A 14,142-nucleotide genomic window follows, 5' to 3' on the forward strand; every position below is an offset into this window, starting at 1 on the left:
CACTTTCATTTATTGGATTCAAGTCCTGACGGATACTGCTCGGCGTACACCCCATTTCCCCGGAGGACTCTCCATGACCAGCCAACTGTTCACCCCCTACGCCCTGGGCGGCCTGACCCTGCCCAACCGCATCGTCATCGCCCCCATGTGCCAGTACTCCGCCGCCAACGGCGTGGTCGGCGACTGGCATCTGATGCACCTGGGCAACCTTTCCCACAGCGGCGCCGGCCTGCTCATCGCCGAAGCCACCGCCGTCAGCCCGGAAGGCCGCATCTCCGACCGCTGCCCCGGCCTGTGGGACGACGCCACGGAAAGCGGCTGGGCCCGGGTCATGGCCGGCATCCGCCAGTACTCGGCCATGCCCATCGGCATCCAGCTGGCCCACGCCGGGCGCAAGGGCGGTTGTGCCGCCCCCTGGCTGGGCGGCAAGCAACTGCCCCTGAGCGAAGGCGGGTGGTTCAACGTGGCCCCCTCGGCCATTCCCTTCGATCCCAGCGATGCGGCGCCCCAGGCCCTGGACGCGGCCGGCATCAAGCGCCTGGTGCAGGCCTTCGCCGACGCCGCCCGCCGCGCCGACCGCCTGGGCTTCGACGCGGTGGAACTGCACGCCGCCCACGGCTACCTGATGCACGAGTTTCTCTCCCCCCTCACCAACCGGCGCAGCGACGAGTACGGCGGCAGCCTGACCAACCGGCTGCGCTTCGTGCTCGAAGTGTTCGATGCCGTGCGCGCCGTGTGGCCCCGCCACAAGGCCCTGGGCATGCGGGTCTCCGCCACGGACTGGGTAGACGGCGGATGGACGCCGGAAGAGACGGTGGAGCTGGCCAAGGAACTGAAGGCCCGGGGCGCCGATTTCATCCACGTCTCCAGCGGCGGCCTTTCCCTGGAACAGAAGATTCCCGTGGGCCCCGGCTACCAGCTGCCCTTCGCCCGCCAGGTGAAGGAAGCCAGCGGCCTGCCCACCATCGGCGTCGGCCTCATCACCGAAGCCAAGCAGGCCGAGGCCGTGGTCACCGAAGGCGATGCGGACCTGGTGGCCGTGGCCCGGGCCATGCTCTACGACCCGCGCTGGCCCTGGCATGCCGCCGCCGAGCTGGGCGCCCAGGTGCAGGCGCCGCCCCAGTTCTGGCGCGGTGCGCCGCGAGGCGCCGAAGGGGTGTTCTCGCCCCTGCCCTGAGGCAGCGGCAAGGCGGGCGGCAGTAAGGCCGCCATGAAAAAAGGGGACGCCTGGCGTCCCCTTTTTTGTCGATACCAAGCACCTGGCCTGGGATCACGCAGGCACGGGCATCTCCGGCATGGCAACCCGGAGAAGTCCGTCCCGCCTAGGCCCTGGCGCTGCCCGCTCCATCCTCCCGACCCACCCGGAAGAAGTGCATCAGGCGCTGCAGTTCCTCGGCCTGGGCGCCCATTTCCTCGGCGGTGGCGGCCAGTTCTTCGGAGGCGGCAGCATTCTGCTGGGTGGCCTGGTTCAGCTGGCCCATGGCGCTGTTGATCTGGGCGATGCCGTGGGACTGCTCCTCCGAGGCGGCGGCGATTTCCCGCACCAGATCGGAAGTGCGGCCGATGGCCGGGACGATGCGCCCCAGCAGTTCGCCGGCGTGCTCCGCCTGGTGCACGGTCTGGGCGGCGACGGTGCCGATCTCCCCGGCCGCCACCTGGCTGCGCTCGGCCAGCTTGCGCACTTCCGCCGCCACCACGGCGAAGCCCTTGCCGTGTTCCCCAGCCCGGGCCGCCTCGATGGCGGCGTTGAGGGCCAGCAGATTGGTCTGGTAGGCGATGTCGTCGATGATGCCCACCTTGCCGGCGATCTGCTGCATGGCCGCCACGCTCTCGGCCACGGCGGCGCCGCCGGCCACCGCTTCCTTGGCGGCGGTGCCGGCCATGTTCTCGGTGTTGCGGGCGCTCTCCGTGTTGTTGGCGACGGAGGCGGTGGACTGTTCCAGGGTGGCGGAAATCTCCTCCACCGAGGCCGCCTGCTGGCTGGAGGACTGGGACAGGCTCTGGGCCGTGGCCGAGACCTCCTCGGAGGCGGAGGAGAGGTTGTCGGCGGCGCCCCGCACCTGGCGGATGATGTCCCCCAGGCGCCGCACCATGCGCTCCATGGATTGCAGCAGACGGCCGATCTCGTCGTCCCGCTCGGCCCGCAGATGCACCGTCAGGTCGCCCTCGGCCAGGGCGTCGGCGGCCCGCACCGCCTGCCGGATCGGACCCAGCACCACCCGGCGCAAAACGAAGGTAAGCAGGGCCAGCAGGGCCACGGTGATGGCCAGGCCGCCCAGCAGCACCGGCAGGGCGGCGCGGCGGGCGGCCCCATCCACTTCCGCCTGGCTGTAGACCACCGCCACCTTGAAGCCCCAGGCCGGGAAGGGCCGGAAAATGGCCTCCCAATTGTGGCTGGCGCCGGACGCGCCGGCGACCTCCTGCAGCCGGGCCCGGATGGATTCGGGGCTGACGCCGTCGGAATGGAGGAAGGGCTTGCCCTGGCCGTCCAGCAGGACGACGAAGCCGGAGCCGAAGGAGACGGACTTGCCGATCAGTTCCTTGAGCCCCGCCAGATCGGCCTTGAAGCCCACGTACCAGGCGCCCACCACCTTGCCGCCAGCATCCACGATGGGCTCGTAGCCCGTCAGGTAGGGCGCGCCGAGGATGTCCACCTGGCCATAGAAGGACTCGCCACGGGCCAGGGCGGCGTAGGCCTTGCCCTGGGGATTGAGCAGGGTGCCCACAGCCCGCTGGCCCTCCGGCGTCTTGACGTTGGTGGCGATGCGCACGAAGTCCTGGCCCTGGCGCGCGAAGAGGGTGGCGGTGCCACCGGCGATGCCGCTGACGCTGTCCACCAGGGCAGTCTCCAGGGCCTGGGGGCGGCCGCCGAAGCGCAGGTTGAGGGGATGCTGGCCGCCCACGGCGACAGCCTCGCCCAGGCTCACCGGCCCCAGCTGGGCGCTCTTTTCCCGGAACAGCTTCATGGCGCTGCGGGTCTGTTCCCCCATCAGGCTGTCGCTCATCTGCAACAGCTGGATGACGCCGGCGGCGGTGGCTTCCGAACGCAGGCGCACGTCGGCCTCCAGGCGCCGGGATTCATTGGCCGACAGAGCCAGGGAACCGACGATGAGGGCGACGACCAGGGGGGCGAAACCGAAGAGGGCGAAACGGGCTTGGAGTCCCAGTCCTTTCATCTTGCATCCTTATGGGGGCAGGTTGGCACGGCGCGCCCGCTGCGGCCGGATGGGCCGGCAACGGCGCGAACGCAACCGTAGCAACAACCGGGCCGCAGCCCCAGTCGGAGTTTCCACAAGGGGCAGGCGCCGCAAACGACGGGAAACAGGCGGTGCAGACAGAGGGGGAGCGCCGCCCGATGGCGCTCCCGGGGACATTTTGTCCGCCCGCCGGCACGCTTTTGGGGCAGGGGCGGACATTCTGTCCCGCCGCCGCCCTCGGGCGGGGCAGCGGACAGGCGCTGACTCAGACCCCGGCCAGGGCCTGCTCCAGGTCGGCAATGAGGTCCGCCGTGGCCTCGATGCCGACGGACAGGCGCAGCAGGTCGTCGGGACAGAAGGTGCCCGGCCCCTCGACGCTGGCCCGGTGCTCCACCAGACTTTCCACCGAACCGAGGGAGGTGGCCCGCTGGAACACCTGCAGGCGGGCCGCCACGGCCTTGGCCGCCGCCTCGCCGCCGGCGATGCGCAGGGAGAGCATGGCGCCGAAGCCGCCCTGCATCTGCCGCGCCGCCACGGCGTGGCCGGGATGGGAAGGCAGGCCGGGATAGAGCACCAGGCCGACCTTGGCATGGCCGTGGAAATGGCTGGCGATGGCGGCGGCGGAAGCGGCGGCGGTGCGCACCCGGGGGAACAGGGTGCGCATGCCCCGGGCCAGCAGCCAGGCCTCGAAGGGGCCGAGCACGGCGCCGCCGAGAGCGCGCACGGTCTTGATGCGCTGCCAGAAGTCGTCCTCGGTCCTGGTCACCAGGGCCCCGGCCACCACGTCGGAATGGCCGTTGAGATATTTGGTGGCCGAGTGCATGACAACGTCGGCGCCCAGTTCCAGGGGCCGGGTGAACACCGGCGTCGGCACCGTGGAATCCACCACCAGGCGGGCGCCGGCAGCGTGGGCCGCCTTGGCGGCAGCGGCGATGTCGGTGATTTCCCAGGTGGGATTGGCCGGCGTTTCCAGCCACACCAGATCCGCCGGGCGCTGCAGCAGGGCCGCCAGTTCGGCGTCGTCGGCGAAGAACTCCAGGGTCAGCTGCCAGTTGGCGGCAAACTGGATCATCCAGTTGCGCAGGGCCCAGTACATGGCCCGGGGCGCCACCACCCGGGCCCCGGGCTTGAGGGCCTGCAACACGGCGGAAGCGGCGGCCATGCCGGAAGCGAAGAGAGCCGCGGCGGCGCCGCCTTCCAGCTCCTTCAACAAGGCTTCGGGCCCGTCGTAGGCCGGGCTGCCGTCCCGGGAATAGACCCGGCCGCCGGGGTAGCTGCCGTCGCCGGCCCGCTCGAAGGTGGTGGCCAGATGCAGGGGCGGCACGATGTCTCGATAGGTCGAGTCCACCGGGACGGTGCCGCGGGCGGCCTGGGTTTCGGGAGCAAGGCTGGGGACGGCGGGCGACTGGGACATGGCGGCGGCTTCGGCAACGGGGGCCCACAGCTTAGCGCCAAAGCCCCTGGCGGGGCCACCGCCCTGACGGCGGAAATCCCGTATTTACAGAGCATAGCCCCCTGCCGAGAATCCGCCTCTTTGCCGCCCAGCCGTTCCGACCATGCGCCTCCTCCGCCTGCTGCCCCTGTTCGCCCTGCTGACCGCGCCCCTGGCCGCCCAGGCCAAGGACATCGTGATCGCCCAGATCGCCCCCCTGAGCGGCCCCCAGGCCGTCACCGGCAAGGCCATCGCCGCCGGCGCCCGGCTCTACATCAACCACATCAACGCCCAGGGCGGCATCAACGGCAGCCCCATCCGCCTGGTGCGCAAGGACGACGGCCAGAAGCCGGAGGAGACCCTGCGCCTGGTAAAGGAAAGCCTGAAGGAGGAGGAGCCGCCCGTGGCCTTCCTCGGCACCGTGGGCACCAACAACGTGGAAGCCCTGGTGAAGGACGGCATCCTGGCCCGCAGCAACGTGCCCCTGGTGGGGGCCGTGTCCGGCGCCTCCAGCGTGATCGGCGCCCCCGGCGTGTTCGTGGTCAAGGCCGGCTACCGGGACGAGGTGGAGCGCCTCTTCGCCCATCTCTCCCAACTCGGCCAGAAGCAGGTGGGGCTGGTCTTCCAGGACGACGCCCTGGGCGCAGACGTGATCGCCGGGGCCGAGGTGGCCGCCGCCCGCAACGGCATCAGCCTGGTGGCCCAGGCCGGCTACGAGCGCAACACCACCAAGGTGGAAGCCGCCGTCAATGCGGTGCTCAAGGCCAATCCCCAGGCGGTCTTCCTCGGCGCCACCACCGCCGCCGCCATCGAATTCGTGCGCCAGTACCGGCAGAAGGGCGGCCTGGCCACCCTCTACGGCCTTTCCATCATCGACACCCAGCAGCTGCTGGACAAGCTGGGCCCCGGCCTGGCCCGGGGCTACGCCTTCTCCGTGGTGGTGCCCCTGGAACAGCAGAACACCCTGTCCCTCAACCGGGAATACAGCCGCCTCAAGGCCGCCGCCAACGACCCGGAACTGTCGGCCCGCTCCATGGAAGGCTTCATCGCCGCCAAGGTGCTGGTGAGCGCCCTGCGCCAGGGCGGCGGCAACGGCCCGGCCGTGCTCAAGGCCCTGCAGGCCATGCGCAAGGTGGACCTGGGGGGCTACGCCATCGACTTCAGCCAGCGCAACCGCCCCGGCTCCACCCGGGTGGACTTCGCCATGATCGGCGAGGGCGGTCGGGTCTTCCAGTAAGCCCGGGGCAGCTCAGCCAGCCCGGGCCCGGATCACCAGGGCGATACCGCCGAGGATGGCAACAGAAGCCAGGACCAGGCGCAGGCTGACGGCCTCGCCCAGGAACAGGGTGCCGCCGACGGCGGTCAGCAGGGGCACGCTCAACTGCACCGTGGCCGCCGTGGTGGCCTGCAGGCCCCGCAGGGCCGCATACCAGAGGGCGTAACCGAGACCGGAGGCGATGCCGCCGGAAAGCACTGCGTAGAGCACGCCCCCGGCATTGAAATTGACGCCCGGCAGGGCCAGGAGCCCCAGTCCCAGGGCCAGGGGCACCGCCCGCAGGAAGTTGCCCGCCGTCACCGCCGTGGCATCCCCCGCGCCCCGGCCGCGGATGGAATAGACGCCCCAGGCCACCCCGCCCCCCAGCATCAGCAGGGCCCCGGCCAGGGGCGGCGCCGACAGCCCCGGCAGCAGCAATCCCACCAGTCCCCCCAGGGCCAGGAGCAGCCCCAGGCGCTGGCGCGGCGAGAGCCGTTCCCCCCGCCACAGGCCGTAGCCGATCATGGTCACCTGCACCGCCCCGAACAGCAGCAGGGCGCCGGTGCCGGCCGCCAGGGAAACGTAGGCAAAGGAAAAGCCCGCCGCATAGGCGAACAGGGCCAGGGCCGAGCCCCAGCTACCGGGCAGGCCGGAGAAGCCCCGCAGGCGGATGATGGTCCACAGCACCAGGGCGCCGCTGCCCAGGCGCACCAGGGTGAAGGAGGCGGGGTCCATGCCGCCCTGCTGGAGGGCCAGGCGGCAGAGCAGGGAATTGCCGGCAAAGGCCAGCATGGCCACCAGGGTCAGCAGCACCACCTGTTTGCGGGACATGGGCGGAAGCGGAAGTCGGAGAAGCCGGCAGCATAGCCCGGCCATCCTTACAGGAAGCTAACCGCCCAGGGCCTGATGCAGGCAGGCGGCCACCAGGAGGGCGCCCCGGGGCTGGGGCCGGGGCGGCACCGGCTGCTGCCACAGGGCCGCCAAGTCGGCCCCCAGGTCGCCGGCCTGCAAGGCGGACTCTTCCACCTCGCGGCAGACGGCGTGGGCCTGCAGCCAGGGAATCAGGGCCTCCTGCTCGGGCCAGTCGGGGCGGCGGGCGTAGAGCATGGGGGTGCCGTTGCAGGCGGCTTCGGCGAAAGTGCCGTAGCCGGGCTTGCCCACCACCGCATCCACGGAGGCCAAGAGGTCGGCGAAGTCCCAGCCCAGGGGCTCGAAGGCGCTCATGTCGGGACGGGCCACGCCCCAGGCGGCGGGCACCAGCCAGTGCAGGTCCGGCTGCGCCGGCCAGGTCTGGGCCGGCAGCCGGGTGGCGATGCCGCCCAGGGCCGCCAGCACCAGCCGGGTCCCCTGCCCGACGCCCAGCACCTGCCGCAGAAGCCCATCCTGCCTGGTTCCCAGCCGGGCCACCGGGTCCACGGGACGGGCCTGCGGCAGGTCCGGCATGGCCATGGCCGGGGCCAGGCGGAAGAAGGAGAGGGCGCTGCGGTAGGCCGCCAGCATCTGGCCATGGAGGGGCGGCGCCCAGGTTTCTCCGGCGAACTCGTGGGCGAAGAGATCGGCCCAGTTGAGGGAGCTCATGGCGTAAGCCGGCAGGCCCAGGCGCTCCGCCGCCGCCAGGGGCAGGTAGGCCACGTTGCTGAGCAGCAGGTCGGCATCAAGGCCCTGGAGAAAATCGGCCTCGGCCGCCACCCGTTCTTCCCAGCCGGCGTGGAAGTCCCGGTAGGCGGCGGCGCTGGCGGCCCGGTCGATGCGGAAGGCATCGCTCATGACGAAGCCGAAATCCGCCGCCCGGGGCACCAGGGCAAAGTCGCCGCCGATGCGCTGGCGCAGCTTGAATTCGGGGGCGCCGCTCACCACCGTCAGGCGCAACGCCGGTTGCAGCTGCCGCAGGGCATCGAGCACCGGCCCGGTCTGGGCGATGTGGCCGAAGCCGTGGCCGGAGATGTAGACGACGAGATGGGGCATGGGGCCGGCCCTAAAAGGCGTTAGCCACAGAGGGCACAGAGATCACCGAGGAGGCCGGGTGGGAAATCATGGCGTCTTCCGCTGCCCCAGGGGCTAGAGCAGGCGGGCGATGTAGGCGCCCTGGCAGTCGGGCGGCAGGGGCAGCCACATGATGTGGCCGTTGCCCGGAGCCACGGCGACCGGCTCGCCGGCCTTGTTTTCCATGCGCTCCAGGGCCACCACCCGGTTGCCGGCGGGATGGATGATTTCCAGCCGGTCGCCGACGGCGAAGCGGTTCTTCACCTCCACCTGCATCAGGCCCCGTTCCGCATCGAAGGCGGTGGCGTCGCCCACGTAGAGGCTGCGCTCGGATTCGGAGTGGCCCTTGAGGTAGTTCTGGTACTCGGCGTCGTGGTGGCGCTGGTAGAAGCCGTCGGTGTAGCCCCGGTTGGCCAGACCTTCCAGATCGGAGAGCAGGGTGGCGTCGAAGGGCCGGCCGGCCACGGCATCGTCGATGGCCCGGCGGTAGGCCTGGCAGGCCCGGGCGGCGTAGTAGGGGGACTTGGTGCGGCCCTCGATCTTCAGGGAATCGACGCCGATCTCCACCAGCCGCTGCACGTGCTCGATGGCCCGCAGGTCCCGGGAGTTCATGATGTAGGTGCCGTGCTCGTCCTCCTCAATGGGCATCAGCTCGCCGGGGCGCTCCTTCTCCTCCAGCAGCCACACCTTGGATTCGGGCCGGCCGTCGGCGGATTCGTTCTCGGGATGGACCTTGTAGTCCCAGCGGCAGGAATTGGTGCAGGTGCCCTGGTTGGGATCGCGCCGGTTGAAGTAGCCGGAGAGCAGGCAGCGGCCCGAGTAGGCGATGCACAGGGCGCCGTGCACGAACACTTCCAGCTCCATGTCCGGACATTCCTGGCGGATCTCCGCCACCTCGTCCAGAGACAGCTCCCGGGAGAGGATGACCCGGGAAATGCCGACGCTCTTCCAGAACTTCACCGCGGCGTAGTTCACCGTGTTGGACTGGACGGAAAGGTGCACCGGCATCTGCGGCCACTTCTCCCGCACCATGGCGATGAGGCCCGGGTCGGCCATGATCAGGGCGTCCGGCGCCATGTCGATCACCGGCTCCATGTCCGCCAGGTAGGTCCGCACCTTGGCGTTGTGGGGGAAGATGTTGCTCACCAGGTAGAACTGCTTGCCCAGTTCCCGGGCGGCCTGGCGGGCCTCGGCCAGCACGCTCATGTTGCCGAAATCGTTGTTGCGCACCCGCAGGCTGTAGCGGGGCTGGCCGGCGTAGACCGCGTCGGCGCCGAAGGCGAAGGCGCTGTCCATCATGGCCCGGGTGCCGGCGGGGGCCAGCAGTTCGGGGCCGCGGCGAGCGGGCTGGGGGGCCGCGGGGGCGCCGGCGGAGGGGGTAGAAGGCATTGGGGTAGAATGGGCCAAAACCTGAATTTTACCTGTCTTCCCATCCTTCCCATGCCTGAAGAAATCCTCATCAATTTCACCCCCCAGGAAACCCGGGTGGCGGTGATGCACCAGGGCGTCGCCCAGGAACTGCACATCGAGCGCACCGCTTCCCTCGGCATCGTCGGCAACATCTACCTGGGCAAGGTGGTGCGCATCCTGCCGGGCATGCAGTCGGCCTTCATCGACGTGGGCCTGGAACGCACCGCTTTCCTCCACGTGGCCGACATCTGGCTGCCGCGGCATAGCGAAAAGAACGGCGAGAAGGGCGACGGCGAAGGTGGCATGCGCCCCATCGAGCGCATTCTCACCGAGGGCCAGAGCCTGGTGGTGCAGGTGATCAAGGACCCCATCGGCACCAAGGGCGCCCGCCTGTCCACCCAGATTTCCATCGCCGGCCGCATGCTGGTCTATCTGCCCCAGGAGAAGCACATCGGCGTCTCCCAGCGCATCGAGGACGAGCAGGAACGGGAGCAGCTGCGGGAACGCCTGACCCGCCTGGTGCCGGAGGACGAGAAGGGCGGCTTCATCGTCCGCACCATGGCCGAGAACGCCTCCGACGAGGAACTGGCCAACGACATCGAATACCTGCGCAAGACCTGGCGCGGCATCAAGGAAAACTCCCTGCGGGTGGCCCCGCCCCACCTGCTGTACCAGGAGCTGTCCCTGTCCCAGCGGGTGCTGCGGGACTTCGTCAATCCGGAGACCTCGCGCATCGTCATCGACTCCCGGGAGAACTTCCAGAAACTGAAGGAATTCGCCGCCCTGTACACTCCCAAGGTGCTGGAACTGCTCGACCACTACACAGGCGAGCGGCCCCTCTTTGACCTGCACGGGGTGGAGGATGAAATCCAGAAGGCCCTGGCCCGGCGCGTCGATCTGAAATCCGGCGGCTACCTGATCATCGATCAGACCGAGGCCATGACCACCATCGACGTGAACACCGGCGGCTTCGTCGGCGTGCGCAACTTCGACGACACCATCTTCAAGACCAACCTGGAAGCGGCCCAGACCATCGCCCGCCAGCTGCGCCTGCGCAACCTGGGCGGCATCATCATCGTGGACTTCATCGACATGGAGAACCCGGAACACCGGGACGCGGTGCTGGCCGAATTCAACAAGGCCCTGGCCCGGGACCACACCAAGATGACGGTGAACGGCTTCACCGCCCTGGGTCTGGTGGAGATGACGCGCAAGCGCACCCGGGAATCCCTGGCCCACGTGCTGTGCGAGACCTGCCCCACCTGCGGCGGCCGCGGCGAGGTGAAGACCGCCCGCACCGTGTGCTACGAGATCCTGCGGGAGCTGCTGCGGGAAGCCCGCCAGTTCAATGCCCGGGAATACCGCATCCTGGCGGCGCCGTCGGTGATCGACCTGTACCTGGACGAGGAATCCCAGTCCCTGGCCATGCTTTCCGACTTCATCGGCAAGGCCATCTCCCTCCAGGCCGAGGCCAGCTACAACCAGGAGCAGTACGACATCGTGCTGATGTAGGCCGGTCCTGCGTCAACGATAAAGGGGCGCCCGCGGGCGCCCCTTCTTTTTTTCGCTCCGGCGTCTAGCGCGCCAGGGTGTCTCCTGCCACCGCCGCGGTCTGCACCCGGGGTGCATCGCCCTGGCGCAGGCGTTCCTGCAGGCGGGCCAGCACCTGCTGGCCGTCGTCCCGGGAACGGGCCAGGGATTCCTGCATGTCCCGCTGCCACAGCAGGGCGGAGGCCTGCCGGCGCCACTGCTCCAGCTGGGGATTGTGGGCCAGGTGGTGGTAGTGGTGCTGGCGGTTCATGGTGAACCAGCGGTGGGCCTCGGCCTGGTCGGCGGCCACGCCCACCCCTTCCTGGTACATCAGCCCCACTTCGTACTGGGACTGCAGGTCGCCCTGCTCTGCCGCCCGCTTGTACCACTTCATGGCGGCGGCCAGGTCCTGGGGCACGCCGTCGGCGTAGCGATACATCAGGCCCAGGTTGTACTGGGCGTCCCGCTGCCCCTGCTCGGCCAGCTGTTGCCACAGTTGCAGGGCCTGGCGGTAGTCGCCCTGGCGGTGGGCCTGGGCGGCCTGCGCGAAGCGCTCGCCGGCGGCGGGTTCGGCATGGACGGCGGTGCAGCCCAGGGCCAGGAGGATGGCGCAGCTAAGGTGACGGAGCCCCATGGAATGTCCTTTCTTGAACGGTCAATCGCCCGGCAGCGGCCGGGGAAAACCATTCTATGGATAGGGGCATTGGGGCGGAATGAGGCAAATGGTCGCGCGGCAGACTGTCGCACCGGGGCGCTGAGGTTGCCCGAGCGGCGGCCAGATGAAGACCTGAGCCGGGCAATTTGCGCCAGCCCCGCCGGCTGCCTATGCTGACGTTTCCCCAACCCGAAACGGAGCCCGCCATGAGCGTCAGCACCTCCCCGGAATTCGACAGCCTGGTGCCCAATAACAACATGGACCGCCGCACCTTTGTCGCCACCGCCATCGGCGCGGCGATTGGCACTGGATTTGCCCTGGCCGTGCAGCCGGTGTGCGCCCAGACCCAGATCAAGACCGACAGCAGCGGCCTCAGGACCGCCGCCATCCAGGTGCCGGTAGGCGGCGAAAGCGTTGCCGCCTACTGCGCCCGGCCGGAGCAGGGCGAGCGCCTGCCCACGGTGCTGGTGGTGTCGGAAATCTTCGGCGTCCACGAATACATCCAGGACATCTGCCGCCGCCTGGCCAGGCAGGGCTACCTGGCCATCGCGCCCCAGCTGTTTGCCCGCCAGGGCGACCCGGCCACGGTGGACAGCATTCCCAAGCTCATGGAGACCATCATCGCCAAGGTGCCCGACGCCCAGGTGCTGGCCGACCTGGACGGCTGCGCCGCCTGGGCGGCGAAGAACGGCGGCGATCCGGAGCGCCTGGCCATCACCGGCTTCTGCTGGGGCGGCCGCATCACCTGGCTGTACAGCGCCCACAATCCGGCGGTGCGGGCCGGGGTGGCCTGGTACGGCCGCCTGGTGGGCAACGCCAGCGACCTGACGCCGAAACACCCGCTGGACGTGGCCTCCAGCCTGAAGACGCCGGTCCTCGGCCTCTACGGCGGCCAGGACCAGGGCATTCCCCTGGAGACGGTGGAGAAAATGCGGGCCGCCCTCAAGGCTGCCGGCAATCCCTCCGAGATCGTGGTCTATCCGGAGGCGCCCCACGCCTTCCACGCCGACTACCGGCCCAGCTACCGCCCCGAACCCGCGGCTGACGGCTGGCGGCGGCTGCTGGCCTGGCTGCAGCAGCACGGCGTCTAGACGGCCGGGCCTGCAAACCGGGCAACCCCGAAAGGCAGAAGGGACGGGCTTCTCCGGCATGGCACGCCGGAGAAGTCCGTCCCTTCTAGCTTGCAGAGCAGGGGCTTAGAGCCCCAGGCACAGGTACTTCACTTCCAGGTATTCCTCCAGGCCGTACTTGGAGCCTTCCCGGCCCAGGCCCGACTGCTTGATGCCGCCGAAGGGCGCCACCTCGTTGGAGATGAGGCCCGTGTTCACCCCCACCATGCCGTATTCCAGGGCCTCGCCGACACGGAAGATGCGGCCGATGTCCCGGGAGTAGAAGTAGGAAGCCAGGCCGAACTCGGTGGCATTGGCCAGAGCGATGGCCTCCTCTTCCGTCTGGAAGCGGAACAGGGGCGCCACCGGGCCGAAGGTCTCCTCCCGGGCCACCCGCATCTGGGGCGTCACGTCCGCCAGCACCGTGGGCTGGAAGAAGGCGCCGCCCTCCCTGTAGCGCTCGTGGCGCCGGCCGCCGGCCAAGACCCGGGCGCCGTGGGCCACGGCGTCGGCGATGTGGGCCTCCACCTTGGCCAGGGCGTCGGCGTCGATCAGGGGCCCCTGGGTGACGCCGGCCTCCGTGCCTTCGCCCACCTTCAGCGTGGCCACCTTTGCCGCCAGCCTGGCGGCGAAGGCCTCGTAGATGCCGTCCTGCACCAGCAGCCGGTTGGCGCAGACGCAGGTCTGGCCGGTGTTGCGGTACTTGGAGATCATGGCCCCTTCCACCGCCGCATCCAGGTCGGCGTCGTCGAAGACGATGAAGGGGGCGTTGCCCCCCAGTTCCAGGGACAGCTTCTTGATGCTCGGCGCGCACTGGCCCATGAGCAGGCGGCCCACTTCGGTGGAACCGGTGAAGGAAAGCTTGCGCACCGTCGGATTGGACGTCAGTTCGCCGCCGATAGCCACCGGATCGCCGGTGATGACGTTGAAGACGCCGGCAGGAAAACCTGCCCGGTGGGCCAGTTCGGCCAGGGCCAGGGCGGTCAGGGGCGTCTGTTCCGCCGGCTTGACCACCACCGTGCAACCGGCCGCCAGGGCCGGCGCCACCTTGCGCGTGATCATGGCGGCGGGGAAATTCCACGGCGTGATGGCGGCGCAGACGCCGATGGGCTGCTTGATCACCAGCATGCGCTTGTCCGCCGCCACGGCGGGAATGGTCTCGCCGTAGGCCCGCTTGGCCTCCTCGGCGAACCATTCGACGAAGGAGGCAGCATAGGCCACCTCGCCCCTGGCTTCGGCCAGAGGCTTGCCCTGTTCGCTGGTCATGAGCAGGGCCAGGTCGTCGGCATGCTGGTTCATCAGCTCGAACCAGCGGCGCAGCACCCCTGTCCGCTCCTTCGCCGTCCGGCTGCGCCAGGCCGGCCAGGCGGCATCGGCGGCGGCAATGGCGGCACGGGTCTCGGCGGCGCCGAAGCGGGGCACCCGGGCCAGTTCGGCACCGCTGGCCGGATTGTGCACCGGGAAATCGCTCTCGCCGCCCACCCACTGGCCGTTGAGATAGCACTGCTGGCGCAACAGATTGGAATCCTCAAGTTTCATCTTTGTCTCGTCGTTGGAGTTTTATAAAAACC

At 69.6% G+C, this 14,142-nt stretch carries 11 protein-coding genes; 4 read left to right on the plus strand and 7 right to left on the minus strand.

Features of this window, described 5'->3' with window-relative positions; translation table 11 throughout:
* Positions 1-73: 73 nt before the first annotated feature.
* A complete protein-coding gene (locus tag AC3QLZ_RS09010) occupies positions 74-1,177 on the plus strand; it encodes an NADH:flavin oxidoreductase/NADH oxidase (RefSeq protein ID WP_014235542.1) in 1,104 nt (367 codons plus the stop codon).
* Positions 1,178-1,322: 145 nt separating this feature from the next.
* On the opposite strand, the gene AC3QLZ_RS09015 is transcribed toward AC3QLZ_RS09010, so the two are convergent.
* Both AC3QLZ_RS09015 and AC3QLZ_RS09020 read right to left on the minus strand, forming a co-directional pair.
* On the minus strand, positions 1,323-3,176 hold the full coding sequence (locus AC3QLZ_RS09015) for a methyl-accepting chemotaxis protein (RefSeq protein WP_014235543.1): 1,854 nt from the start codon (positions 3,174-3,176) through the stop codon (positions 1,323-1,325).
* Between the two features lie 286 nt (positions 3,177-3,462).
* On the minus strand, positions 3,463-4,611 hold the full coding sequence (locus AC3QLZ_RS09020) for a trans-sulfuration enzyme family protein (RefSeq protein ID WP_014235544.1): 1,149 nt from the start codon (positions 4,609-4,611) through the stop codon (positions 3,463-3,465).
* 142 nt (positions 4,612-4,753) lie between these two features.
* Between AC3QLZ_RS09020 and AC3QLZ_RS09025 the strand changes: the two genes are divergently transcribed.
* Positions 4,754-5,866, plus strand: a complete 1,113-nt coding sequence (locus AC3QLZ_RS09025) for an ABC transporter substrate-binding protein (RefSeq protein WP_014235545.1) — start codon at positions 4,754-4,756, stop codon at positions 5,864-5,866.
* 12 nt (positions 5,867-5,878) lie between these two features.
* Here AC3QLZ_RS09025 and AC3QLZ_RS09030 read toward each other — a convergent pair whose 3' ends face one another.
* From AC3QLZ_RS09030 to trhP, 3 genes are all read right to left on the minus strand, one after another.
* A complete protein-coding gene (locus AC3QLZ_RS09030; RefSeq protein WP_014235546.1) occupies positions 5,879-6,715 on the minus strand; it encodes a DMT family transporter in 837 nt (278 codons plus the stop codon).
* A 57-nt stretch (positions 6,716-6,772) separates the two neighbouring features.
* Positions 6,773-7,849 carry a glycosyltransferase family protein gene (locus AC3QLZ_RS09035; protein WP_014235547.1) on the minus strand — a complete coding sequence of 359 codons (1,077 nt, stop codon included), beginning with the start codon at positions 7,847-7,849 and terminating at the stop codon, positions 6,773-6,775.
* Positions 7,850-7,942: 93 nt separating this feature from the next.
* Positions 7,943-9,256 carry a prephenate-dependent tRNA uridine(34) hydroxylase TrhP gene (gene trhP, locus AC3QLZ_RS09040; protein ID WP_014235548.1) on the minus strand — a complete coding sequence of 438 codons (1,314 nt, stop codon included), beginning with the start codon at positions 9,254-9,256 and terminating at the stop codon, positions 7,943-7,945.
* Positions 9,257-9,307: 51 nt separating this feature from the next.
* Between trhP and rng the strand changes: the two genes are divergently transcribed.
* Entirely contained in the window at positions 9,308-10,789 is a 1,482-nt protein-coding gene (rng, locus tag AC3QLZ_RS09045; RefSeq protein ID WP_014235549.1) for a ribonuclease G, read from the plus strand.
* A 64-nt stretch (positions 10,790-10,853) separates the two neighbouring features.
* Here rng and AC3QLZ_RS09050 read toward each other — a convergent pair whose 3' ends face one another.
* Positions 10,854-11,441, minus strand: a complete 588-nt coding sequence (locus AC3QLZ_RS09050) for a tetratricopeptide repeat protein (RefSeq protein ID WP_014235550.1) — start codon at positions 11,439-11,441, stop codon at positions 10,854-10,856.
* Between the two features lie 227 nt (positions 11,442-11,668).
* Between AC3QLZ_RS09050 and AC3QLZ_RS09055 the strand changes: the two genes are divergently transcribed.
* The gene (locus tag AC3QLZ_RS09055; RefSeq protein WP_014235551.1) at positions 11,669-12,553 is read left to right on the plus strand and encodes a dienelactone hydrolase family protein; all 885 of its coding nucleotides are present in this window, start codon (positions 11,669-11,671) and stop codon (positions 12,551-12,553) included.
* A 105-nt stretch (positions 12,554-12,658) separates the two neighbouring features.
* Here the strand turns inward: AC3QLZ_RS09055 and gabD are convergent, their stop codons facing one another.
* The gene (gene gabD / locus AC3QLZ_RS09060; RefSeq protein WP_014235552.1) at positions 12,659-14,110 is read right to left on the minus strand and encodes an NADP-dependent succinate-semialdehyde dehydrogenase; all 1,452 of its coding nucleotides are present in this window, start codon (positions 14,108-14,110) and stop codon (positions 12,659-12,661) included.
* Between the last annotated feature and the right edge of the window lie 32 nt (positions 14,111-14,142).

It is taken from the genome of Azospira sp. MPR-LB4 (assembly GCF_058809525.1).